The organism is Planctobacterium sp. AWM4_229, assembly GCF_056160305.1.
The window spans coordinates 361,411-384,079 of the sequence record NZ_JBSWWX010000007.1 but is presented as its reverse complement, the minus strand read 5'-3'; the positions used below and the strand labels follow the sequence as shown (position 1 = coordinate 384,079).

Below are 22,669 nucleotides of genomic sequence, written 5' to 3'. Positions count from 1 at the left end.
GGAAACAACAAATAAGAATTAACCTTTATGAAAAAATCCCTCCAGTGCTTTAAATGGTCGCTTTTGGCTTTGTCAGTGGGGCTTTCCAGTGGTGTAGCCGCCGAGGATAAAACATACGTGATGCAGTTTCTAGAGGCCGTAACCTTACCCGAAAACGGCATAGGTGCCAGAGAGGCTGGTACTGAGAAGGAGCAAAGCACTGCTGATTATGTGGTGCAGCAGTTCAAAGCCATGGGTTATGCGCCTCAAGTACACGAATTTCGACATCCTGTGCTCAACAAGAAAGGGGTTTTTCTGGATTCCAGTAATATCATTGCTGATGTGAAAGGGCAGTCGGATAAAATGCTGGTGCTGGGTGCGCATTTTGACTCGACGGGATCTAAAAAGGGCTCTCAAGGAGCTATGGATAATGGCGCAGGTTTATCCGTAATGTTGACGGTTGCCAAAAAGATGAGTCAGGAAAAGAGCTTGCCTTATTCCATTCGTTTTATTGCCTTTGGTGCTGAAGAGATCGGTAAGGTAGGATCGCGCGCCTACGTGGAAATGTTGCAAGAAGAGAAACCTGAAGAGCTCGCTAAGATAGTGGGTATGGTGAATCTCGATACTGTAGCTGGCGGAGACTTTCTGTACGTGCATAGCGCACACACCACCCCCTACAAGTGCGGTGGTAATAACGAAAATTACTCCTCAGATACACAGATGCGCAAAGCGGTATTAATGGCTTCAAAAGAGCAGCTTGGCAATGACGCTCACAAGATTCACCCGGAGTTTCCCGGTTATCCTGAAGGGGTTACGGGAGATTGGTCCGATCATGAATCGTTTGCCTGTAATGGTATCCCCATTGCTTACATTGAAACCACGAATTTTCAAATTAATGGCAAGGACGGTTACGATGGCTATTCACAGTCAGTCAACCCGGGATTATGGGATTGTTTTGATGCGGAAAATGTCACTGCCTGCGACCGTGAAAAAGAAACTCAATGGGGACGTATCTGGCACTCCGGTAATGACCAACTCAAGCATCTTGAATCTGTTTTTCCGGGACGTATTGAGTCTCAGCTCAATGCCAACGTGAAAGTATTAAATGCCTTTTTTAGTCAGGCTGATAAATATTTGAAAGTAGATTAGTTTTCACGCCTCAATAGCCCGATTTCTGCTGTGTCAGCTATCGTCTGCTGCGCAGAGTCGGGCTACATGAACGCTTTAAATGTGGCAACGTCGCCATGCTCGCATCAACCCATAGCCACTGATAAGCAACCATGCACCTTCAAGGGTGATAGCGGCATAATTGTTAGAGCCTACAAGCGATAGCAACACCAATCCCGCACCCACCAGATTGAGCAAAGAATAACTCATTGATAGGCTGTGCAGATATTCGCTTTGCACTGCAAAATAGGCGGATAGAATCAACCCAACGCCAAGCAGCCCCAATATTTCCATGAGCATTAAAAAACCTTCTTTTGTTGTGTGAGATTGAGCAACGCAGACAGGGCTTTTTGAGCGTCTCTTTGTGGCAGCAGAATATGATCGTGGTGATAGGCCGCAACCACATTGGCACTGATGTTGTGTTCTTTCAGACATTGGCTCACCGCCGCAGTTAAACCAACCGCTTCTAAACTGGAATACACCTGCAGCTCAATACGCTGAAATGGCTCTACATCAACAAAACCCAGTTTTGTAGCTTGCTCCACAGTGGTGATCAAGGTGATGGATTCGGACTCTTGGATAAGGGCGAAGCTTTGAGTGATGAGTTCTAGCGTAATATCTGATGCTTCGATTGTGCAGTACACCCATAATTCAGGGTGCAGTATTGGATTCATTTCAGATATTAATTGCTGTAGGTCGGAGATGGTTTGCATGTTGAGTTGTCTATTTCTGATGGATGTCTTGTTATTATGTCCAGGACTGTTACTTTAATAAATATGAAATAAGTTAAGTTAATTTTCGTATTTGGAAAGTATGGGTGACATTGAGTTAAAACAAATACAGGTGTTTATCGCCGTTGTTCAAAGTGGTGGCTTAACGGCGGCACAGGCGCGTTTGGGAATGGGCTGCCCCGCGATAAGCAAACACTTATCGGATTTAGAAGCCCGTACTCACTTAGACCTCTGCTCAAGAGGTCGCTCTGGCTTTCAACTCACTGAAGCGGGTGAGCACTTCTATCGAGCCTCGTTAAATTTACAAGACACCTGGCAGGCGTTTAAACGAGATGTTGGCACTTTGTCGGTTACCAGAGCACCTAAGTTGCGAGTGGCCACTGTGGATGCCACGCTGTCTGACATCGCTAATCCACTTCCCTCCGCTCTTAATCGCCTGAAACGTGAGTTTGCCGATGTGCAAGTATCCATTCGGCTTATGACACCCGACAAGATCGCAGACGGTGTCTTAAATCAACAACTGGATGTAGGCGTGAGCTTTCGACCTGAAAACAAGTTGCCATTGTACTCTGAAGTGATGTATCAGGAACGCCTTTGCCTTGTGGCTTCAATAGATTTACTGGAAAAAACTACGCACACCAAGGTCTGGTTAGAGGTTGCTCATCAACATGGTTTGAGCAGTTTTAAAAGCACTCATCAGTTACATAGCCAGAACGCAACCACTGAACTAATCAAGCGCATCCCGGACCAGGTCTGTTGTGACAGCGTTGAAGAAATACTGTGGCAGGTTCTGGTATCGAATCGAGTAGGCCTGGTACCAATTCACGTGTTGACGCAATACAATTTGGCTTCTTTGGAATTGGCGGTTCTGGAGTTTGATGAACTCCGCTCTGATATTTATGCTGTGCACCGCAAAGAGAAAACACAGCCTGATATCGTTCGTCGATTCTTGCAACTGCTCAAAGAGACTTAGGCAGGGACACGATGTAATGCTGTTTATGCACCAGCCATTTTGTATAACAACCAACCTAACCCGAAAAACAGCAGCACAGCGATGGTTGTCATCACCTGCAGCGTTTTGGACTTTTTTAAAGACTGCCAGAACGCAAATTCAGTTAATAGCCCCGTCATTATTAGTGCATTGTCTCTGGCTTCTTCTTGTTTGTTTTTATTCATCAGGCTCGTTCTATGAAATTATATGCTTTGTCTTTTTAGCAGCAAGGTGGCCGGTGAGTACAGCAACAAAAACAACACCAGCATTGCTCCAATAAAGTGAGTACTCAAATGGGTAATAGAGTATGAGTAAGTAAGCTACGAAAGTGAGGCCAACGCTTATCCAGAATACAGCAGTAAAAAAGAGTGAAAAGACAAAACTAAAAAGTATAGCTGCCGCCCCAAAACTCATGCATTGCACCACCAAAATGTCCCATCCAAACATTATGAGTGGATGTGCGAAAGACCGGGGCATGGTAATCGCCGCAGTATAACCCGCCAGGTAACTACCTATCCTGGCAACTGCAAAGGCAGTGAATATGGCAATAGCAATCAATATCAATTTATTCACTGTTATTTTCCGTCTTGTTTTGAAAAGTCGCCCAGGTGTATGTCTCTTCATCAGTCTAATTAACTATCTCTAGTTTACTCCAACTGTTTATTCAACGCTTGGTTTCAAGGCTAGGCTTGAGGGGAGCTAACAACATATAAAAAACCCAGGCAAACCAGGAAATAAATATCACCGCCAAAAGCCATGCTATTTTTTCACCACCATTGGTTTTTTTAGAAGTGCTGATGACTAAGATTGGCAACAGCCAGAGGGTCAGCAGGATCAATAAACTCACTAATGAAATTCCCATTTTCACTCCGTTGAATTTGGCATAACAGCTTGTCTTAGCGCGCCAACCGCTTGCGAAACTGCTTAAGGTTTGGTTGTTTTATTACCCAGTGTAAGTTATCAAACCGAAAGTAAATTTACCAGCGGGTCTCCAGTATGTCGTGGCAGTTCTAAAAAGTGTGTTTTTAAGTTTTGAGATGGAAGGGGGGGCTTCTGAGAATATTGGAACCTCAGGGCATTCAGAATCATTTTTTTGATGTAATAAAAAAAGCCAGCAACTGGTGCTGGCTTCTGTAGTTCTCAAATGGGCTTAATATCTGTCGTACAAGGCGTCAGAGCGTTTCTTTCTGCGTAGCAGTAAGGTTAATAATATGCCTAGCAATAACCCGCTGCCGGCTACAATCGCACCGCGGTAAAACATTTCTTTTTCTGCATCTGTGGTTTGCAGTGACATTTGCTGCTCAAACTGTGCTGCTCTTTGTACTTGTTCTTCCAGTTGCTGTCCCAATTCAATGTTTTCTTGCTCCGCGGCGCGCAACTGACTTTCCAGTCGCAGGATTGTATCAGATTGGTCCTGGGTGGAAGATTGGGCTGCATCTAGTTGGTCTTGTAACTCTTTGAGTTCATAACGGATAGAGTTGTCAGAGACGAATTCAGATTTTACCCATCCAGTGCGGTCGCGTTCATCACTAATCTCTGTAAAACCAGCGTCATCGTCAGTGTTCAATACGGAAATAGCGCTACCCGCCGTTACTGAGCCCAAAATCCGGTAATTGGTACCTGGACCAGAGTGCATGTAAACGAAAAGGTCATCAGAGATATAGGCACTAATAGTGTCCGAAGCAGCGTCATCAGAGCTGTCAGTTTCGCTCACTTCTTGCGCCTGAAGTGAGAAATGCATTGTGAGTGCCAAAAGGAAAATTAGTCTTTTTATCATGTTTTTACACTGCTTCCTGTGTGATACAGAAATATTAGGTTCTTGAAATAATATTGCAACCGTTAATATGCTGTATCTCGCTCTGGCTGGGCGCTCAATGTTCATGATGGGATGAAAATCATGCATTTTACTGTAATTGTCTGGCCAGGGCGGGCATTGGAAAAAAGCCACCTCAGTGCCATACTGGCCTTAATCTGATGAAAAACAAACATAATAAACAATGCGTCACACATTCACTTTGTCGACTCTTCTGCTCTTTCTTTGCGCTTTTTCGGTAATAGCTGAGGGGCCATGGCCCGATACCATTTATGATCAGAAAACGCCCACCCTTAAATCCCTTTACAGTTATCATAGTGGTGAGGCGATGAGCGATACTTCGCAGATAGAAGGCTATTTAAAGGCCTTGCAAAATGCGCATCCTGACAAGTTACAATTATTGACTTACGGCAAGTCCTGGCAGGGGCGCAATCTCAACTATGCCGTGATCAGCTCACCGGAAAACCTGGCCAACTTGCAGTCTATTCGTGAGGCGTATATTCAGTTTTCGGATCCCAGGCGCACTAATCAACGCACCATGCAAGCCAAACTAGCTGAGCTTCCGGCGATAGTGTGGCTGGGTTATGGCGTACACGGAAACGAGGTATCTTCACCGGATGCGTCATTGCAGGTGGCTTATCATTTACTGGCCGCTAAAGATGACGCAATGGTATCTGCGATCCTGGATAATGTAATTTTGTTGTTGGATCCGGTGCAGAATCCAGACGGTCGGGAAAAGTTCATTCATCACTTTAATAATAATACTGGCCCAACACCCAACGGTTATCCTTTCGCGACAGAAAGGCGCGAGGGCTGGAACAACGGCCGCACCAATCATTACATTTTCGATTTAAACCGAGATTGGGCCGCTATGACCCAACCAGAAACCCAAGGAAGAGTGGATTTACTCAGTGAATGGTTACCCTTGATTGCAGTGGATTTACATGAGTTTGGCACGGATTACACCTACTATTTTACCCCAGAAGCAGACCCATTTAATCCCTACATCACCGACACCCAAAAGCAAGGTCTTGAAATCATAGGGAAAAACAATGCAAAGTATTTTGATCAGCATGGCTGGCGCTATTTTACTCGCGAAATCTACGATGCGTTTTTCCCGGGTTATGGTGCTGGTTGGCCGGTGTTTTATGGCGCCCTGGGCATGACCTATGAACAAGCCTCCCCAAGAGGGTTAAAGGCCACCAACAAGTTAGGTGAGACATTTACTTATGCTGATGCCGTGCAACATCACTTTGTTGCTTCCATTGCGACCCTTGAAACGGCTGCAAAACACAAAGCGCTGTTTTTGGAGCGCTTTTGGGAATATCGCGACAACGCCATTAAACTCGGTAAATCGGGAGACGTGCGGCAAGTGGTTTTGGCCCGTTCCAGTGATCCTTTTAATACTGACAGGTTAGCGCGTTTACTGGCTCGCCAGGGCATTGAAATTGACGTGGCTGATAAGGCTTTTACAGCCTGTTCAGTGCAGTACCAAAAAGGTGATTATGTCATCGATATGGCGCAGCCGAATTATCGCATGATCCGCAATTACCTCGATACACATATCCCGATGGAGCCGGATTTTATTGCTCTGCAGGAAAACCTGCGCCGCCAGCACAAAAGTCATGTTTTATATGACGTCACTGCCTGGTCAAAACGCCTGACCCACAATGTTGATGTGGCGTATTGTAGTAAGCAAGCCAATGTCGCTCGCAAGCCATTGGATACAGAAGTATCACCTCCGTTGCAACAGTCTGGCGAGGGGGAGTTGGCTTGGTTAGTGGATTGGCAACACACGGGAAGTGCGATGTTTTTAATTGATGCCTTGCGAGCTGGGCTGGTTATCTATAGTAGCGATAAAAGCTTTACCCAGAAAGGACGAAAATTGGCGAAAGGGTCATTGATCATCTATAAAAAGCAAGCGCTTGAAGATGCTGCGCAAGTGGTACAGGCATTGGCACAGAAGTATCAAGTGGAGCTGATCAATACCGATACCAGTTGGGTTGAAGATGGCGTTAATTTTGGTAGCCAACACGTGGTGAAAATGAAATCACCCAATATCGCGTTACTCTGGGACAGACCCACATCTTCCTACCTCGCCGGAGCCACTCGTTATGTGTTTGAGCGTCAATTAGGACATTCTGTTAATACCATTGCGGCACGCTACATCAATAATCTGGACCTGTTTGATTTTGATGTATTAATTATGCCCGGTGGGGATTACTCTGATTTGTTAAGCAGCAGCGGTACCGAAAAACTCAACACCTGGGTGCGTCAAGGCGGCGTTTTGGTGGCGCTTAGCAGCAGTGTCGACTTTTTGGTGAAACAACAACTCAGCGCATTGCAGCGGGAAAGCAATCAAATTGATTCACAAAAGGCGATGGCGGCGACAGACGAGAACTTAATCGGCGATGCTCAGCAATATGAAGCTATACAGGTGGATCCTCAGCGGGGCATGGAATCATTTCCCGGTAATATCTTAAAGGTAATGCCTAATCAGGAACACTGGATGACAGTAGGTATTGACAGGCCCATATACAGTTTTGCTTCAGGTAACGGCACTTATCAACCTTTGCATCGTGGACAAGGGGTTAATGTTGCTCACTTTGCTGGCGCAGATGAAGTCCTTGCAAGTGGTTATTTATGGCAGGATTATCAAAAGCAACTGGCGTTTAAACCTTTTCTTACCGTTGAGGATATGGGAGAGGGCATGATCTTGAGTTTTCCCGAAAGCCCGACATTCCGTGGTCAGCAACCAGGTTTACACATGCTCTGGATAAACGCTATTTGGCGTGGTGTGGCCCACACCAAAGCCAATATACGCAATGGTCGCTAATAAAACCGTATTTGTATCTTGTTACCAACAGTGAGTCCGGGTGAAATTTTTTTGAGTAATTTTGCCCGGGATCGGTTATATTAAACTCAGTAGCAACGAGCCCGGTCTGACTGACCCGGTTCGTTTTTTCATCTAATAAAGGGTGTTTTTTCTCCTCCATGGATAGCGAAATAGAGCTTAAGTTACTTGTTACTACGGATGCCGAAAGCAAGATTCGAGAGCAATTTCTACCACAACTCAAGGCCAGCATCGAGCATGAATCGGTGCAGTTGTACAACTCCTATTACGATACGCCAGAACATGCTTTAAGGCAGCATGGTATGGGGCTGCGAGTGCGCGGTAACAATGGCGATTACGAGCAAACCATTAAGAGCAAAGACGGTTCTGTGGGAGGGTTGCATAAACGCGCTGAACACAATGTAGACATTCCCTCTAATCAATTGGATATCGCTCTTTTTCCCGATGATATCTGGCCCGAATCCCTCAATGTCGAAGAGTTAAAACAACAACTCACCACTTTGTTCAGCACCCACTTCAGGCGTGAGCAATATCAAATTCGATTGCCGGATAGCAGTCATGTGGAAATGGTATTCGACTCCGGCGAAATTGAAACAGATAAGTATCATACACCCGTTTGTGAGGTGGAGTTGGAGTTGAAAAAAGGCCCATCAGATGTGCTGTTTCAACTGGCACGGCAACTGCTCGATATTATTCCCTTTAGGTTGGGATACAAAAGTAAAGCGCAACGCGGTTATGAGTTGTTTCTCGGAGAAGAAGCCCAGATGGCCCACAAGCGGCCTGAGTTCAAGTTGGGCAAAGACGATAGCTTACAAGACGCCTTTATTATATTGATGTCTGAGTTGGTGCAGTATTGGCAATACTACGAACAGCGCTTTGTTGAGTTGGGCAAGGTACGTGATATCGTCGAGCTGGTGGCTATCATGCGGTTGATGAAACGCAACCTCAAACTATTTGAAAAACATCTGTCCTGCGCTGAGTTTTCTGAGTTGTCGCTGCAATTAAAAGCACAGCTCACGCATTGGGACTGGGTTGACGAGCTTGCTGACATAAAAGAGCTGTTATCCAAGAAGGGCTTTTATCGCAAAAAGCTGCAAAAGCAGGAAGTCGTTATGCGTCACTTACAGGCGCGTCAGACTGAACTGTTGGAGGAGCATCAACCTTTACAACTACTGCATCAATCGGGCTATGCTAGATTGCAGCTCAATATTCTCGAAATGCTGACTCACAAGCCCTGGACCAGCGCACCATTATGGCAAGAAGAGTCCATCAATCGCCTCGCCAAAAAAGCGATAAGAGATGAGCTCAAAATCATCTATAGTTTGTTCCACTTCGAAACCAAAGAATCAGTAAAAGCCTATCTCAAAAATCTGCCTGCTTTGAACAAAGTGGTGGAGATACAAAAACTCCTTGCTGGAGCGGTGGGTAATCGCACGGGGCAAAGCTTAAAGACCTGGACAGACTTGTTAGATGGTGCTGAAGAGCTTAAAGTGCTGCACACTTTGGAAAAGAACTTGAGAAAGTTATTTTCTGAGGGGGAAGACAGTTTGGTCCACTGGTGTGTGGCGAAACAAGAGTGTTTGTTGGAAGTGATGGAGTTGAGCCGCGAAGCCGCATTGCTGGCACAAACTGAATCGCTTTAAGATTGGCTCAGTATTCAAGGAATTTTGTTAGTTTCCGATAAGTTACACATTATCTGCGGTCATTTGTGGTGTACATTGCCTCAAACCATAACAAGAGTGATATAACAGCACCATGCTAAGCTTAGGATTTATACTTTGGCTCATTCCTCTGGTCCTTATCTGGGTCAGATATGACAATATGCCTCATGCATCCAATGTGCTGTTCGCTATTTTGCTTTTACCCCTTGTTATGTTGGATGAAATTCTGCGTTTTTCCGGGTTATTGCCGGAATTCCCGTTTCTGATAGGTGTATTCCAGTTTATTCCTGTATTGTTGGCTGCTCAGGTCTATCTGGCTATGCACAGTATGTTGATCGAGAAGCCAGTGCACAATAAGTGGGTGCACAAAGCCGTCGCTGTATTTTTCTTCGTGGCGCAAGTGCCATTTTTATTGTTCTCTGATGAAGCTAAAGTCGCTTTATTTAGCAATCCGCCGATTGGTGGTATTGCTGATAACTGGCCTTTTTATGTTTTTTATATGTTCATTAATTTCGCCATATTAATTTATGCTTTAAAAATTGATGATATGGTGAAAGAGTACGATTTCCATCTGTCCGACCAGGTGGTGGATATCACACAGTACGAGTTGCCTGAAACCATGAAGCTGTTCACTGGCCTGGTCAGTATCTCGTTTGGTGCTATTTTACTGGTGATCGTAACGGCCCTGAATTTAATCCAGTTTAGTTATTGGCAAGGCATTATCTCATTACTTCATTTTGGCATTTTCTATGTGATTATATTGTTGCTATTACAGCGCCGCCGTTATTCACCTTGCCCAATTGACGCTGAAGATCTCAGTGACAGAACCTATTCAGAAGAAGAAATGCGTCTAACATTGGCCAAAGCGGAGCGGGCTATTATTCGCAATAAGTTATACAAGGCATTGGGCTTAAGGTTGCGCACTTTGGCAGATTTAGCGGAGATAGAACCCAAGGATTTAGCGGTAGCTACTCGTAGTATTTTAAATCGCAACTTTCGTGCTTATATGTACCACTATCGCCTTGAGTACGCGAAAAAGATTATTCTTCGTTCCGACATCAAGATTTCAGCTATTGCTAAACGCCTTGGTTTTACCTCGGAAAAGGTATTGAGCGAAATGTTTGTTAAATACGTGCAGAACATGGCATCTGATGATGCCTTGTCGCAAGAAGAGCACGACCGCCTGGTGCATCGCAAGAATTAGTTTGCTTTAGCAGTCAAACGCGCTATCAATAATTTCCTGAGTAAAGGCTTTGCGTAAATAAAAGCCTCTTGGGCGAGTTTTAATCTTTTGCCCGTCTGTCCCTGTTGCATCCGTTACCACAGAACCGTCTGCTGCTTTGGGCCGCAGTTGCAGCACATCGCCGGCCTTAGCGCTTAATGACTCAATATTGCCCAATGCTATGTTGTCCATGTGTTCTTCCCAGTCATGTTGCAATCGTTGTTCCTGAAGCGCATTGGGACGCCAGAAAATACCCGTACCAATTTGACGTAGTGCAGGAGAAATATTGCGTTCCCCAATAACCGGTAACCACAAGACATGCTGCAGTTTGTTGCGGACATTACAGTTTTGCCAGTTGATCCCGGTATTGCCGGTGAGGTGGGCATAACATACGTAGGTGGTTTCTAATACTTTACCTGTTGTGGTGATAGGTAAGGTTTTTAGTTCAATACCCAGATTGACAAAGTCTTGTTCCGGTTTTGAGCCCGCACTGGCGCCGAGCCACAACTCTATCAGTTGTCCTGTCCAACCTTTTTCCTTTTTAAAATTTGCTGGCACTTTAATGTTGGCGCTGTGGGCCAGGTCACCCAAGTTTAACCCTGCAATAGCGTTAACCCGGTGTTGTAATTCCTCAATGGTATCGGGTGGGGTGGATGGCGGTGTCATGCTCTCCCTTATCTAAAAATAATTGTTATGTTTTTGTGACTAAAAGGAACTAGGCAATTATGACACTTTGTGGAAGAATGGGGAACATAACAATATTTGTGCCCGGGAGTCTAAGTGATTGACACAGAAGGATTCCGCGCAAATGTGGGCATAGTGATTTGTAATCGCAACGGTCAGGTATTTTGGGCCAGAAGATTTGGACAGCATTCCTGGCAGTTTCCACAAGGCGGTATCGATGAAGGCGAGTCGGCTGAAGAAGCCATGTTCAGAGAACTACACGAGGAGGTAGGACTAAAATCACATCAGGTTAAAATATTACGGGTGACTAAAAACTGGATCCGCTATCGTTTACCGAAGCGATTGATTCGACAAGATTCGAATCCAGTGTGCATTGGACAAAAACAAAAGTGGTTTTTGTTACAGTTGACCTGTGCCGATGAAGATGTGAACTTGTTGCACTCGGGCCATCCTGAGTTTGATGACTGGCGATGGGTCAGTTATTGGTATCCGATAAGAAACGTGGTTTCGTTTAAACGAGATGTTTATCGAAGAGTGATGAAGGAATTTGTTTCAGTGGCCATGAATCTGAACAAAAATCCCTCTGAACAAAAACGCAAAAAGCGACGACGAAGATAACGGTACCCTATGCTGAGCACGCTGAGACAGATAGTTGAAGAGATTGGGCATATTCCGGTGCTGGAAGAGGCCCTGCAACGTGTCAGTTATCTGTTGCAACAGGCCATGCAAGTGGATTGTTGTGCTATTTATCTGGCTGATACTGATAACCAATGTTTTGTGCTGGTGGCCACCGAAGGACTGGCTAAAGAAGCTATAGGTGAAACCCGAATTGGATTCTCCGAGGGGATTATCGGCTGGATTGGGCAACGTGAAGAACCCATTAATATCGCTGATGCCCAGTCTCATCCTCGCTTTAAACACTACCCAGATGTAAAAGAAGAAAGTTATCACGCGTTCTTAGGGGCGCCTATCATTCACCAACGTAAAGTTTTAGGTGTTATTTCTCTACAGCAAAAGTCCCGACGCCGCTTTGCCGAAGAGGAAGAGTCTTTATTGATTACCCTTGCGGCACAAATGGCTTTAGAAGTGGCCAATGCCGAGGCGCGAGGTGCCGTAAAACTATCGGGGGTAGATGGCATTCAGCTTTGGCAAAAAGCCTTGTACGGGCGCCCTGGCTCTTCAGGACTTGCGCTTGGGGTTGGGTACCAGCCCAATAAAAAGGCTCGCTTGTCAGACTATCTCGCCACTCGTTGCGAGAAGTTCGAACAGGAAATCGCCCGCTATCGCAGAGCAGTTAAACGCACCAAAGCCGATATTCGAAAGCTAACCCTGCAAGTAAGTCAAAACGTTCCTCAAGATGTTGCCAATATTTTCCAGACTTATGATTTCCTTCTGGACGCAGCCAGTTTAGGCAAGGAAGTTGAAGCGAAAATTCGCGATGGTTGGGATGCCGCCACCTCTTTGAAACAAGTGGTGGATAGCTACGCCAGGCAGTTCTCTCAGATGCAAGATATTTACATGCAGGAGCGCGCTGTCGATGTCATTGATTTAGGTGACCGGGTGTTAGGACGGCTGGTAGACGACAAGCGCAAAGCGGCGCCAATCCCAGACAAAGCCATTTTGGTAGCGGAGGAAATTACCGCCACCATGTTAGCGGAAATCCCGCTTAAAAAATTGCAGGGCATCATCGCCATGCGGGGCTCAGTCAATTCGCATGCTGCAATATTGGCTAGAGCAATGGGGATTCCGGCCGTCCTCGGCGTCACCGAATTGCATGTTAGTCACCTGGCTGGCAAAGAAGTGTTGTTAGATGGTTACTCTGGTGAGATTACCGTTGCTCCAGAGACACAGAAACGCCTGAGCTTTGAAGTGCTGGTTAAAGAAGAAAAAGAGCTTAATAAAATTGTCTCGGCGGAAGAAGAAGCCGAGGCCATTACACAAGATGGCCAGGCCATTGGTTTATATCTCAATGTGGGATTATCCCAAGAGCTGGAAAACCAATCTTGTGCCTTGGCTGATGGCGTTGGACTGTATCGCAGCGAAATGCCATTTATGGCGAGGGACCGTTTTCCTGGAGAAGAGGAGCAGCGCTTATTATATCGCTCCTTATTGGATAAGTACGCGCCCCGTCCGGTAACTATGCGAACTCTTGATGTGGGCGGTGATAAGCCGCTACCTTATTTTCCTTTTCAGGAAGAAAATCCGTTTTTGGGCTGGCGTGGCATCCGCATGACTCTGGACCATCCAGAGATCTTTTTGGTGCAGGTCAGGGCCATGATCAAAGCCAGTATCGGATTACACAATCTGCAAATTATGTTGCCCATGATCACCTCTGTGGAAGAAGTGAAAGAAGCCAAGCGGCTCATCAGGCAAGCGTTTTATGAGGTGCGTGAAGAGGCAAATCGCGAAGGGCTGGAAATTCGAAAGCCCAAAATTGGCGTGATGTTGGAAGTACCTTCGGTGCTTTGGCAACTGCAGGAGTTAGCTGAGCTGGTGGACTTTTTCTCAGTAGGCAGTAACGATTTAACTCAATACCTGTTAGCAGTAGACCGCAACAATCCCAGAGTATCAGACCTGTATCAAAGTTATCATCCAGCGGTATTGCGAGCGCTTTATCAAATTGCACAAGTGTCAAATCGACACGACATACCTGTTACTGTTTGTGGCGAATTGGCTGCAGAGCCAGCTGGTGTGATGTTGTTGCTGGCAATGGGCTATAGCAAATTAAGCATCAACGGCCATGCCATTGCGCGAGTGAAGTGGGTTATCCGACGTCAAACCGAGGCAAAGATGCAAGACGTATTGCAAAAGGCACTAGCTCTGATGGAAGCATCTGAAATACGGGATTTTCTTAATATGGAATTAGAATACTTAGGATTGGGTGGCCTTGTCAGAGCGGGTAAATAATGATTCATCAAGCTGTCTTACAAATAGGCTACCATCCTGCTAACATGCCGCCTGCAAATTTGAATTCTTAAACGATAGAACTTATGTCCGACAATTTTATTACTTTCCCCGCGATTGATCCTGTTATTTTCAGTATTGGGCCCGTAAGCCTTAGATGGTATGGCATGATGTACCTGATTGGTTTTGTCGCTGCATTCATGTTGGCCAATCGACGTTTACATCGCACTCCCTGGAGTAAGGATGAATTGAGTGACATGCTTTTCTACGGCTTCCTTGGGGTGATAGTAGGGGGCCGTGTTGGCTATGTGTTGTTTTATCAGTTTGATTTATTTCTCTCGGATCCGCTGTATCTGTTTAAGATCTGGACCGGTGGAATGTCTTTCCACGGTGGCTTATTAGGCGTTGTTGCCGCGTTATTTTGGTTTGCCAGGAAAAAGCAAACCAGTTTGTTCTATGTCGGCGATTTTGTCGCTCCCTTGGTTCCCATTGGTTTAGGTGCTGGCCGGATTGGCAACTTTATCAATGCCGAGTTGTGGGGCCGAACCACTGATGTACCTTGGGGCGTGGTTTTCCCCAATGCTGGTGCGTTGCCACGTCACCCATCACAGCTGTATGAGTTTTTTCTGGAAGGCTTAGTGCTGTTCTTAATTTTGTGGTTCTACTCTAAAAAAGAACGTCCGGTGGGGGCTGTTGGCGGTTTGTTCCTGGTGGGCTATGGCGCGTTTCGCTTTATCGTTGAGTACTTCCGTGAACCCGATGCCCATCTTGGCTTATACGGCGGTCTTATTTCTCAAGGGCAAGTCCTGTCGCTACCCATGGTGATTGTTGGCGCCGTTATCATGTTGCGAGCTTACAAAAAGGCTGCAGCACAGCCAGCAAAATAAGCACAGGTTTGGGTTATGAAATTCAGAGTCGCGACGTCAGATGATATTCCTGAACTGCTGGAGTTAGAGCAGGCCGTTGTAGAGGCTGAACGCTCCTTCAATAGCCAGATAAAGTCAGGTCGTCCTAAATACTACGATCTGCCAGCACTCATTGAGCAAGCACATAGTTATTTGCTGGTGGCTGAAGTCAATAATGAGATTGTGGCTACAGGTTACGTTAAACTGCGTGACTCAAAGTCATCTTTAAACCATGCCCGAGATGGCTATCTGGGGTTTATGTACGTATCACCAGATTATCGCGGGCAAGGTTTAAATCAAAAACTCATTAGCCATCTTATAGATTGGGCCAAAGAGCACGGTGTCCATGATTTTTATCTGGATGTGTATACCCAGAACCAGGCAGCTATTAATGCGTATGAAAAATTGGGCTTTGAGCCTTCGCTACTGGAAATGAAATTACAGGTGCGTTAAATCACCTGTACATCGAATCACCTGAACATCGAATCAACTGAAAATCAGCAAAAATTACACCGAGGCAAAAATTACACCGAAAACGGATACTGAATAGCCGGATGATACTGATAGCCTTCTAATTCAAAATCATCCATGGTGACCCAGGTTTCGATATCCTTCAGCGTTTTAATATCGGGATTGATCTTTAATGTTGGCGAAGGGAAGGGCTCGCGTTTTAACTGGATATCTCGCATCGGTGCTAGTTGGTCTTCGTAAATGTGGCAATTCACTAGTTTGTGATAGGCCTTACCCGGCTTAAGCCCGGTAATTTGCGCCATCAGAGCCAGCAATACATAGACTTGCACCATATTGAAATTCAGTCCCAATGGCACGTCACAGGAGCGCTGAGTACTGTTGAGATACAAGGTGTCTCCCAATATGGAAAAGTGATGGCTGTACATGCAAGGTCTTAAACAGCCCAAATGAAACGCGCCAGGGTGATAAAAAGTCAAGATTTCACCGCGATTATCTTTGCCTTGAGAAAGGTCATCGACAATTTGTTTTAACAAATCCAACGAACCGCCGTCAGGCTTGGGGAAATTTCTGGCCACTTTGCCGTAAATAAAGCCGCAATCGTCTTCGCCTTTGCGGTGTGGATTATTCAACCAAGCCTCATTCTGATTGGCATTGGCATCCCAGGTTTTCGTGCCGATAGAACGAAAGTCTGCTGCGTTATCGTAACCGCGCAAATATCCTATGATTTCGGCAATCGCCGCTTTCCAGAAACTTTTTCGCGTCGTAACTAGTGGAAACTCGCCAGCGCCGACGTCATAGCTAAGATCATGGTTGATCACGGTTAAACAACGTTTACCGGTACGTTCGTTATTCACCCAAACACCTTCATCAATGATGCGCTGACACAATTTAAGATACTGATCCATAAGCCACTCTGCTATCTAGTTTGGGGTATTTTAACAGTCCCGCTCAAAATCCCAATCCTGGAAACAGATAATTTTTTAAAGTCCCCTGCGATACTGCTAAATAACAACTCATTTAATGCACTAAATGATTGAAAAATGAACAAATATGTAAAGTTTATTGTGCTTGTTAGACTTAAGTTTATATTGAGATATTGGTCAGCCTTCACTATGCTGAGGTATATTGTGCACATGTTTTCAAAATGGGTGACAGCAACGGCAAATTGCGACACCAGAAAGAACGATAAAACTTGTACCGAATAAGCAAGAGATTTACTGCTCGAATTAAATATCAAGGTAATTTAATTAAATAATGACGACACCCATTTTAATTTGTGACGACTCAGGTTTTGCCAGAAAACAAATGGCACGCTCTATCCCGGAGCAATGGGATGTCAGTATCAGTTATGCCAGTAATGGCCAGGAAGCGCTCGATGCGATTCAGACTGGCCATGTGGAGTTGATGTTTTTAGATCTCAATATGCCAGTGCTTGATGGCTATCAAACTATGCTGCGAATTCAGCAGCAACAATTGCCGGTAAAAGTTATTGTGGTTTCTGGTGATGTGCAACCGGAAGCGCGTAAGAGAATGATGGCAATGGGAGCTTTGGAGTTTATTCGCAAGCCCATTGATAACGTCAAGCTGTATGAAATTTTATCCGGGTGTGGGATTTATTCCGGCAGTGCCTCACCTTCAAAGCCCGAAGCCATCACCACTCCTGAAAATGCCATCGATAAGCTGGATGCCTATCGCGAAATGGCCAACGTAGCGATGGGGCAAGCAGGCGAAAAGCTGGCGCAACTATTGGATGTGTTTATTGAATTACCGATCCCCAATGTCAATATCATTGAATCGACCGAATTGCACATGGCCATCGCCGAAATCCAGCAAAGCGATTCAATATCTGCCATTTCGCAGGGCTTTATTTCAGCCGGGATCAATGGTGAGGCGTTACTTTTATTCAATGATTCCAATTTTGCCAACATGGTGCGGTTACTGAAATACGACCAAGCGAAAGTCACGGAGCAGATAGAACTGGAAGCGTTGATGGATATTTCAAATATTCTCATTGGCGCTTGTTTACATGCCTTATCAGAGCAGTTACACGTAAAATTTGGTCAAAACCACCCTATGATACTGGGACGGCATTGTGATTTAGAAGGGCTGCTCAATAACAGTGTCAGTCGCTGGAACAAGGTAGTGGCCATAGAGATCGCCTATTCGATTGAGAATCAGGATATCCATTTTGATTTGATGTTGTTGTTTCCAGACAAGGCGATGGAAATTATTTTTAAGAAACTGGTTAATTTGGTGGAGTTGTAAGTCATGTCTAATGTAATGGCAGAGTTAGAAGATCTGCATTTGAAGCACGACTTATTGGGTTCCATTGAAGTGGGGATCGCTGTTGTGGACAGGGATTTCAATATTGAAATTTGGAATCAATTTATGGAAAGCCACAGTGGTATGTCTCCGGCTCGTGTGCGCGGCAAACCCCTATTTGAAATGTTCCCCGAGATTGATGCGGAATGGTTCCGACGCAAAACCGATCCGGTATTCAAGCTTAAAAGCCCCGCATTTATTATCTGGGAGCAGCGGCCACACCTGTTTAAATTCGAAGCTTATCGTCCCATTACTTCAGCCACCGAGTTGATGTATCAAAACATCACGATTTTCCCTTTGACTTCCCTGAACGGCGAAGTGAATCAAATCTGTATCGTGGTGTACGATGTCACCGACGAAGCTATCAGTAAACAGCGTTTTGAAGCAGCCAATAAACAACTGGAAAAGATAAGTCGTATTGATGGGCTAACCGGGCTTTTTAATCGACGTTACTGGGAAGAGATGTGCGACGCGGAATTTAAACGCGCCATGCGTACCGGACGTCTGGGCACTATGATGATTCTGGATATCGATCACTTTAAAAAAGTCAATGATACTTATGGTCATCCCGCTGGTGATAAAACCATTAAAATGCTGGCTAAAATTATTGCTAAAGCCATTCGGGAAACGGATATTGCCGGTCGTTACGGTGGTGAAGAGTTCACCATTATCTTGCCTGATACTGAGGTAGCCAGCGCAAAAATTGTCGCCGAGCGCATCCGTAAATTAGCCGAGCATTTACCAGTGGAATATGAAGGTCAAACCATCGAGTTTACAGTGAGTATTGGCCTGGCTGAATTCCACAGCTCATTTGGTGAGTACATGGCGTGGATTGAAAAAGCCGATCAGGGCTTATATGAAGCCAAAGAGTCCGGACGAAACCGGGTTATTGTCAGCCAATAATGAGACGGTTCTGGTAAGTAAAATTTAGTTAGGCTAGCACTACAAACCGTAATGTGGATACGTTGCGCATTTGTGATTAAATGTCAGCAGTTTCTCTCAATAATACTGCAAATTGTGTTTTCTATTGTATCTCATCACTGGTTTACAGCCCGCGTTTATTGCTGCATTTTCGCACTCTGGCATTTTCATGTTTTTGCCTCTGAGCAACAACAAGGTCAATTTTCTGAAGTTGATATCACATTGTCGATATTAGCTCCGGCAGCTAATGCTGTTTTACCTGATGAGGTAAAAGTGCAACTTTTGGCTAGTGACATTGGGTGGGGAGAAGGGCCACTGTGGCTAAAAAAGCAAAATGCATTGTTGTTCTCAGACATTAAAAATAATCAGATACTTAAATGGCAGGCGCGGTCTGGATTGAGTGTTTTTATTTCACCGTCGGGACATGAACCCGATGGCAATGCCTATGAGTGGCGCGGCGCCAATGGGCTCGCAATAACCGCCAATGGTGACCTGCTATTGGCGCAACAAGGAGGACGGACCTTATCTGTAATGGCGAGTTCGCTTGATAAGCCGTTGCCTCGCTTCCGCATTCTTGCTGCCCACTATCAAGACAAGAAGCTAAACTCACCCAATGATTTAGTCGTGCTTTCTGATGGCACTATCTTATTTACGGATCCACCTTATGGTTTAAATGGCTTTGAGCACAGTCCGGATATTGAATTACCTTTTTTCGGTGTATTTGCATTGTTGACAACGGGTGAATTCAGGCTGTTATCAGATCGACACAAAAAGCCCAATGGAATCGCCTGGCAAGCTGAAACCCGTACCTTATTAGTATCGGATTCCGACGCATCAGAAAATAAAATTTATAAATATTATCTCACTCAGGGGCTGGATCTGGTGGACAAAGGCCTATTATTTGATGCCCGAAATAGTGGACTCAACGGCGAAGGTAGCGTTGACGGGTTGAAATTTCATCCCTCAGGCTTGATTTTTACTGCCTTACCCGGTGGTATTGGCATCCTGGATAGTGACGGTTCATTGTTGGCCAGACTAGCCTTGGGGCAGGTTTGCAATCTGGCGTTTGATTCAACGTTTGAAAATCTTTATATCACTGCTCCGCATCGTTTATTACGCCTACCATTGCGTAAAAAGGATTAACTAGAAAGTTAAGGCTGACTGACATGTCGGCCTTCTAGCTGATGAATTTTATTTCGAATACTCCACAAAAATAGCAAGCTTGGCAGCACCATTACTGCGGTGAGCACAAAAAATAGCGCCCAGTTACCATCCATGGTGTCCACAATAAAACCACTTGACGAGGCGAGAAATGTCCTGCCAAGCACGCCCAGTGACGCCATAAGCGCATATTGCGTTGCAGAGAAGGTTTGATTACACATAAGGGAGATAAAGGCCACCATGGCGACGGAGGACCAGGCCGAGGTAAACCCATCTACGAATATCGCCGCCACAAACAGGGTTTTATCGGGCCCGACTACGGCAATCAATGAGAACATCAGGTTACTGGCTGCCATAGTAATACCGCTGATCATAAGCCCGCGATAGATACCATAGCGAATATTCACTAATCCACCTAATACGGCAAAAAATATGGTTACCCACCAATTAAGTAGCTTGGAGTATGTACCAATATCGGTATTACTAAAGCCAATTTCTTTATAAAACACCACCGACATTCTGCCCAGGAAGGCTTCCCCCATTTTGAACAGAAAAATAAATGCCAGGATGGAAAGCGCAAAGCGAAACCCATTGCGAGCAAAGAATTCTCTGAAGGGTTCCACAATAGTGACAAGGATCCAGATACCAAGCTTTTGCAGGCTTTGTAGTTGTTTACCTTGTAATTGTTTTTCGTAATAGGCAACGGCCTGTTGTTGCGCCACAGTGCGATTGATTTGTGGCTCTTTGGCCCATAATACGGCCAACGAAAGTAGCGCCATAATCCCCGCTAAAACGAAATAAACCTCCGCCCAACTCCAACCGGGCCAGTCGGAAATAAAAAATGGGATCGCGCCCAAACCACCATAACCGGTCCACCAACCAGCTGTGGCCATAGCGGAGGCTGCAGACAGTTTGTCTTTTTCACCTTGGCCGATAATGTCGATGCGATAGGCATCAATGGCAATGTCCTGAGTAGCAGAGCAGGTGGCGATGATAAGGCCTGCAAGGGCCATGAAATACAGTTGAGTATTGGCATCCAACTGCCCCATAAAACAACAAGCGATGGCAATCAGGGCCTGCATACTAATGATCCAGCCGCGCCGCAACCCTAAGAAGGGCAGGCGTAATCTGTCCATTAAAGGAGACCACAAAAAATTGATAGAGTAGGCGACAAAAATAACACTGAACAAGCCAATTGAAGTCCGAGAAAGGCCTTCTTCTTTGAGCCAGGCTGTCATGGCTGAGCTGATCATAACCCAAGGATAACCACTGGCGATACCGAACAGAAATACCGTTAAAATGCGTCTGTCGTAATAAGCTTTAAATTGTTCTGCAAACTTAGGCAAGGCGTTATTTCTTATTGTTGTTTTTGGCTATTGGATCACGCATTGCCTAATGAATCAATGGCAGATGAGTAAAAAGGTGTTAACGGTAGTTACTTGGGGCTTAGATTACAGTTGCCGTATTAAGGCCTGACACCGACACAATCCAGTGGAAAGTGTCCGGCTCCTTCGAGATAATCGACACAGACTTTTAACTCGGAATGAAGGTAAGGATCATCAAGCAACTTATCTTCTGCCCAAAAGTGCAACTGATGTAAAAGGTGCCAGAATACACGCTCTCTTTGGCTACTCGGCTCATGACTGGCTGCTTCGATCTGAGTCCACTCTTCCATGGTGTCCCAAAAGTAAAGATCAACTTCAGAGTAAGGAATACGACGTTCCCAAAATGCCCTTACGTAATAAGCCAATTGTGGGGCCTTGGCATTGATGAAGTTGTCTACATTGGTGGTCACTGCTTAAGTACATCTCTTTTAATTTCCACCTGAGTATAGCTGAACTTAAAAATTTTGCCTGAACGGTGCCTGACCAACAGGTTATGTTCTTGAAAAAACGTTTTATTTATTTTGGTTGTGACACGCTATTCACTCGTTTTAGACTACCAACCCATATAGGTTAACCAGCCATGGATCTCTCGAGCTAGCAGAGGGTATTGTTGTCGATCAACACGGGGACCTATCAATTCTCGCTGACGATAATGCAGCTTCAATGATTTTATTGCTTCCACTTTTCTGTCTTTAGCCGTAGCCAAAGTCCATTCGCTGTCGAACTGGTTATAGATGTCCAATACGGGTACGGGGGTACGTGCTAGCAGTTCCGGAACTAAAATATTGAGGTCGTGTTGGGGCCAGTTGATACCCATGGTGACTATCGCATCGGGCTCGTAAAGTTCACCATCGCCATACAGTTTTGCCAGCCAGGCAGCCGAGGTGCCTTGAGCGATAATCAAGGCGAAGCCCGGATAATTCATGCGCTCTTGCTCGACGGCGTTCATCAGCAACAGGAAATCTTGCTCTTGCTGTTTAAAGAGCGCTTCGCTGATGATTTGTGTCGTTGAATAAGACGGGATCATTTGATTCGGTGGTGGTAAATCATTGGGATCGCTGTTTGGATCTGCTGCCGTTGTGTCGGCAGCAGCATCAGGAGATTGAGGCGCACTGTTGTCAGCCCCGTTTTCTTCCGGAACTTCAAAATCCAGCGTGGGAGCCGTAACCAGAATGGTGGTCCAACCAAAATCATTTAGATAGGGGGAAAGCGCTGCCAGACCCAAGTGGCTCGCTCCGTTTTTACCGGTTTCACCCACTAAAATGGCGGCGCCTTTAGATATTGCCTGATTAGACTCTCTGATAACGACGACGGTCTCTTGTTCACCCATCATCAAGGTGCGGTATTGCTCAGGGCGCAGGCTTCTTTGCATATCATGCTTCAAGGCATCCAGATCGTCGATGCGATGTTGGGCAGGAGCCGGTGTTGCAAGGCTTAAGAAACAGAACCAGGTTGTCAGAAGGGTAATCAGGCGCACGAAATTGTATTACGTTAATGT

Annotated in this window: 23 protein-coding genes; 12 read left to right on the top strand and 11 right to left on the bottom strand. The window is 45.4% G+C overall.

Annotation, left to right across the window (positions count from 1 at the left end; translation table 11 throughout):
* Positions 1–27 precede the first annotated feature (27 nt).
* Positions 28–1,128, top strand: a complete 1,101-nt coding sequence (locus tag ACXAGP_RS17570; protein WP_475262860.1) for a M28 family metallopeptidase — start codon at positions 28–30, stop codon at positions 1,126–1,128.
* A gap of 75 nt (positions 1,129–1,203) precedes the next feature.
* On the opposite strand, the gene ACXAGP_RS17565 is transcribed toward ACXAGP_RS17570, so the two are convergent.
* Together ACXAGP_RS17565 and ACXAGP_RS17560 are read right to left on the bottom strand one after the other, a co-directional pair.
* Positions 1,204–1,446, bottom strand: a complete 243-nt coding sequence (locus tag ACXAGP_RS17565; RefSeq protein WP_475262859.1) for a CBU_0592 family membrane protein — start codon at positions 1,444–1,446, stop codon at positions 1,204–1,206.
* Positions 1,446–1,859, bottom strand: coding sequence for an ACT domain-containing protein (locus tag ACXAGP_RS17560; RefSeq protein WP_475262858.1), 414 nt, complete (start codon positions 1,857–1,859; stop codon positions 1,446–1,448). The genes ACXAGP_RS17565 and ACXAGP_RS17560 overlap by 1 nt, the downstream gene beginning before the upstream one ends.
* 100 nt (positions 1,860–1,959) lie before the next feature.
* On the opposite strand from ACXAGP_RS17560, the gene ACXAGP_RS17555 reads away from it, so the two are divergent.
* The gene (locus ACXAGP_RS17555; RefSeq protein WP_475262857.1) at positions 1,960–2,850 is read left to right on the top strand and encodes a LysR family transcriptional regulator; all 891 of its coding nucleotides are present in this window, start codon (positions 1,960–1,962) and stop codon (positions 2,848–2,850) included.
* Positions 2,851–2,873: 23 nt separating this feature from the next.
* Here the strand turns inward: ACXAGP_RS17555 and ACXAGP_RS17550 are convergent, their stop codons facing one another.
* The 4 genes from ACXAGP_RS17550 to ACXAGP_RS17535 form a co-directional block, all read right to left on the bottom strand.
* Complete coding sequence (locus ACXAGP_RS17550) at positions 2,874–3,053, bottom strand: hypothetical protein (RefSeq protein ID WP_475262856.1); 180 nt, start codon at positions 3,051–3,053, stop codon at positions 2,874–2,876.
* A 10-nt stretch (positions 3,054–3,063) separates the two neighbouring features.
* Positions 3,064–3,441, bottom strand: coding sequence for a hypothetical protein (locus ACXAGP_RS17545; protein WP_475262855.1), 378 nt, complete (start codon positions 3,439–3,441; stop codon positions 3,064–3,066).
* 91 nt (positions 3,442–3,532) lie between these two features.
* On the bottom strand, positions 3,533–3,730 hold the full coding sequence (locus ACXAGP_RS17540; protein ID WP_475262854.1) for a hypothetical protein: 198 nt from the start codon (positions 3,728–3,730) through the stop codon (positions 3,533–3,535).
* A 288-nt stretch (positions 3,731–4,018) separates the two neighbouring features.
* The gene (locus ACXAGP_RS17535; RefSeq protein WP_475262853.1) at positions 4,019–4,645 is read right to left on the bottom strand and encodes a TIGR04211 family SH3 domain-containing protein; all 627 of its coding nucleotides are present in this window, start codon (positions 4,643–4,645) and stop codon (positions 4,019–4,021) included.
* Positions 4,646–5,009: 364 nt separating this feature from the next.
* On the opposite strand from ACXAGP_RS17535, the gene ACXAGP_RS17530 reads away from it, so the two are divergent.
* The 3 genes from ACXAGP_RS17530 (at position 5,010) to ACXAGP_RS17520 (ending at position 10,400) form a co-directional block, all read left to right on the top strand.
* Positions 5,010–7,517, top strand: a complete 2,508-nt coding sequence (locus ACXAGP_RS17530) for a M14 family metallopeptidase (protein ID WP_475262852.1) — start codon at positions 5,010–5,012, stop codon at positions 7,515–7,517.
* Positions 7,518–7,675: 158 nt separating this feature from the next.
* Positions 7,676–9,178, top strand: a complete 1,503-nt coding sequence (locus tag ACXAGP_RS17525; RefSeq protein WP_475262851.1) for a CYTH domain-containing protein — start codon at positions 7,676–7,678, stop codon at positions 9,176–9,178.
* 178 nt (positions 9,179–9,356) lie between these two features.
* Complete coding sequence (locus ACXAGP_RS17520; protein ID WP_475262850.1) at positions 9,357–10,400, top strand: helix-turn-helix domain-containing protein; 1,044 nt, start codon at positions 9,357–9,359, stop codon at positions 10,398–10,400.
* A 6-nt stretch (positions 10,401–10,406) separates the two neighbouring features.
* Here the strand turns inward: ACXAGP_RS17520 and mutH are convergent, their stop codons facing one another.
* A complete protein-coding gene (gene mutH / locus ACXAGP_RS17515) occupies positions 10,407–11,084 on the bottom strand; it encodes a DNA mismatch repair endonuclease MutH (RefSeq protein WP_475262849.1) in 678 nt (225 codons plus the stop codon).
* Between the two features lie 114 nt (positions 11,085–11,198).
* On the opposite strand from mutH, the gene rppH reads away from it, so the two are divergent.
* The 4 genes from rppH (at position 11,199) to ACXAGP_RS17495 (ending at position 15,364) form a co-directional block, all read left to right on the top strand.
* Positions 11,199–11,720 (top strand): RNA pyrophosphohydrolase, encoded by a 522-nt coding sequence (rppH, locus tag ACXAGP_RS17510; protein WP_475262848.1) that lies wholly within the window; start codon positions 11,199–11,201, stop codon positions 11,718–11,720.
* Positions 11,721–11,729: 9 nt separating this feature from the next.
* Positions 11,730–14,009, top strand: coding sequence for a phosphoenolpyruvate--protein phosphotransferase (gene ptsP, locus ACXAGP_RS17505; RefSeq protein WP_475262847.1), 2,280 nt, complete (start codon positions 11,730–11,732; stop codon positions 14,007–14,009).
* Positions 14,010–14,092: 83 nt separating this feature from the next.
* Entirely contained in the window at positions 14,093–14,893 is an 801-nt protein-coding gene (gene lgt, locus ACXAGP_RS17500) for a prolipoprotein diacylglyceryl transferase (RefSeq protein WP_475262846.1), read from the top strand.
* 15 nt (positions 14,894–14,908) lie between these two features.
* Positions 14,909–15,364 carry an N-acetyltransferase family protein gene (locus tag ACXAGP_RS17495; protein WP_475262845.1) on the top strand — a complete coding sequence of 152 codons (456 nt, stop codon included), beginning with the start codon at positions 14,909–14,911 and terminating at the stop codon, positions 15,362–15,364.
* 71 nt (positions 15,365–15,435) lie between these two features.
* Here ACXAGP_RS17495 and ACXAGP_RS17490 read toward each other — a convergent pair whose 3' ends face one another.
* Positions 15,436–16,287: a thymidylate synthase gene (locus ACXAGP_RS17490; protein WP_475262844.1), complete on the bottom strand. Its 852-nt coding sequence runs from the start codon at positions 16,285–16,287 to the stop codon at positions 15,436–15,438.
* Between the two features lie 349 nt (positions 16,288–16,636).
* Here ACXAGP_RS17490 and ACXAGP_RS17485 point away from each other — a divergent pair, with 349 nt between their 5' ends.
* From ACXAGP_RS17485 to ACXAGP_RS17475, 3 genes are all read left to right on the top strand, one after another.
* Positions 16,637–17,647: a response regulator gene (locus tag ACXAGP_RS17485; protein WP_475262843.1), complete on the top strand. Its 1,011-nt coding sequence runs from the start codon at positions 16,637–16,639 to the stop codon at positions 17,645–17,647.
* 3 nt (positions 17,648–17,650) lie between these two features.
* Positions 17,651–18,607 (top strand): sensor domain-containing diguanylate cyclase, encoded by a 957-nt coding sequence (locus tag ACXAGP_RS17480; RefSeq protein WP_475262842.1) that lies wholly within the window; start codon positions 17,651–17,653, stop codon positions 18,605–18,607.
* Positions 18,608–18,721: 114 nt separating this feature from the next.
* A complete protein-coding gene (locus ACXAGP_RS17475) occupies positions 18,722–19,768 on the top strand; it encodes an SMP-30/gluconolactonase/LRE family protein (protein ID WP_475262841.1) in 1,047 nt (348 codons plus the stop codon).
* A gap of 8 nt (positions 19,769–19,776) precedes the next feature.
* Here ACXAGP_RS17475 and ACXAGP_RS17470 read toward each other — a convergent pair whose 3' ends face one another.
* From ACXAGP_RS17470 to ACXAGP_RS17460, 3 genes are all read right to left on the bottom strand, one after another.
* Positions 19,777–21,132 carry an AmpG family muropeptide MFS transporter gene (locus tag ACXAGP_RS17470; RefSeq protein ID WP_475262840.1) on the bottom strand — a complete coding sequence of 452 codons (1,356 nt, stop codon included), beginning with the start codon at positions 21,130–21,132 and terminating at the stop codon, positions 19,777–19,779.
* Between the two features lie 119 nt (positions 21,133–21,251).
* On the bottom strand, positions 21,252–21,581 hold the full coding sequence (locus tag ACXAGP_RS17465) for a hypothetical protein (protein ID WP_475262839.1): 330 nt from the start codon (positions 21,579–21,581) through the stop codon (positions 21,252–21,254).
* Positions 21,582–21,724: 143 nt separating this feature from the next.
* Positions 21,725–22,648 (bottom strand): DUF3530 family protein, encoded by a 924-nt coding sequence (locus tag ACXAGP_RS17460; RefSeq protein ID WP_475262838.1) that lies wholly within the window; start codon positions 22,646–22,648, stop codon positions 21,725–21,727.
* Positions 22,649–22,669: the final 21 nt, after the last annotated feature.

Excerpts from the sequence above, each read along its gene's own strand:
- ACXAGP_RS17565 (WP_475262859.1), bottom strand. The coding sequence starts at position 1,446 with ATGCTCATGGAAATATTGGGGCTGCTTGGCGTTGGGTTGATTCTATCC.
- ACXAGP_RS17495 (WP_475262845.1), top strand. The coding sequence starts at position 14,909 with ATGAAATTCAGAGTCGCGACGTCAGATGATATTCCTGAACTGCTGGAG.
- ACXAGP_RS17525 (WP_475262851.1), top strand. The coding sequence starts at position 7,676 with ATGGATAGCGAAATAGAGCTTAAGTTACTTGTTACTACGGATGCCGAA.
- lgt (WP_475262846.1), top strand. The coding sequence starts at position 14,093 with ATGTCCGACAATTTTATTACTTTCCCCGCGATTGATCCTGTTATTTTC.
- ACXAGP_RS17520 (WP_475262850.1), top strand. The coding sequence starts at position 9,357 with ATGCCTCATGCATCCAATGTGCTGTTCGCTATTTTGCTTTTACCCCTT.
- ACXAGP_RS17555 (WP_475262857.1), top strand. The coding sequence starts at position 1,960 with ATGGGTGACATTGAGTTAAAACAAATACAGGTGTTTATCGCCGTTGTT.
- ACXAGP_RS17490 (WP_475262844.1), bottom strand. The coding sequence starts at position 16,287 with ATGGATCAGTATCTTAAATTGTGTCAGCGCATCATTGATGAAGGTGTT.
- ACXAGP_RS17485 (WP_475262843.1), top strand. The coding sequence starts at position 16,637 with ATGACGACACCCATTTTAATTTGTGACGACTCAGGTTTTGCCAGAAAA.
- ptsP (WP_475262847.1), top strand. The coding sequence starts at position 11,730 with ATGCTGAGCACGCTGAGACAGATAGTTGAAGAGATTGGGCATATTCCG.
- ACXAGP_RS17535 (WP_475262853.1), bottom strand. The coding sequence starts at position 4,645 with ATGATAAAAAGACTAATTTTCCTTTTGGCACTCACAATGCATTTCTCA.
- ACXAGP_RS17530 (WP_475262852.1), top strand. The coding sequence starts at position 5,010 with ATGAGCGATACTTCGCAGATAGAAGGCTATTTAAAGGCCTTGCAAAAT.
- mutH (WP_475262849.1), bottom strand. The coding sequence starts at position 11,084 with ATGACACCGCCATCCACCCCACCCGATACCATTGAGGAATTACAACAC.
- ACXAGP_RS17540 (WP_475262854.1), bottom strand. The coding sequence starts at position 3,730 with ATGGGAATTTCATTAGTGAGTTTATTGATCCTGCTGACCCTCTGGCTG.
- ACXAGP_RS17570 (WP_475262860.1), top strand. The coding sequence starts at position 28 with ATGAAAAAATCCCTCCAGTGCTTTAAATGGTCGCTTTTGGCTTTGTCA.
- ACXAGP_RS17550 (WP_475262856.1), bottom strand. The coding sequence starts at position 3,053 with ATGAATAAAAACAAACAAGAAGAAGCCAGAGACAATGCACTAATAATG.
- ACXAGP_RS17560 (WP_475262858.1), bottom strand. The coding sequence starts at position 1,859 with ATGCAAACCATCTCCGACCTACAGCAATTAATATCTGAAATGAATCCA.
- ACXAGP_RS17480 (WP_475262842.1), top strand. The coding sequence starts at position 17,651 with ATGTCTAATGTAATGGCAGAGTTAGAAGATCTGCATTTGAAGCACGAC.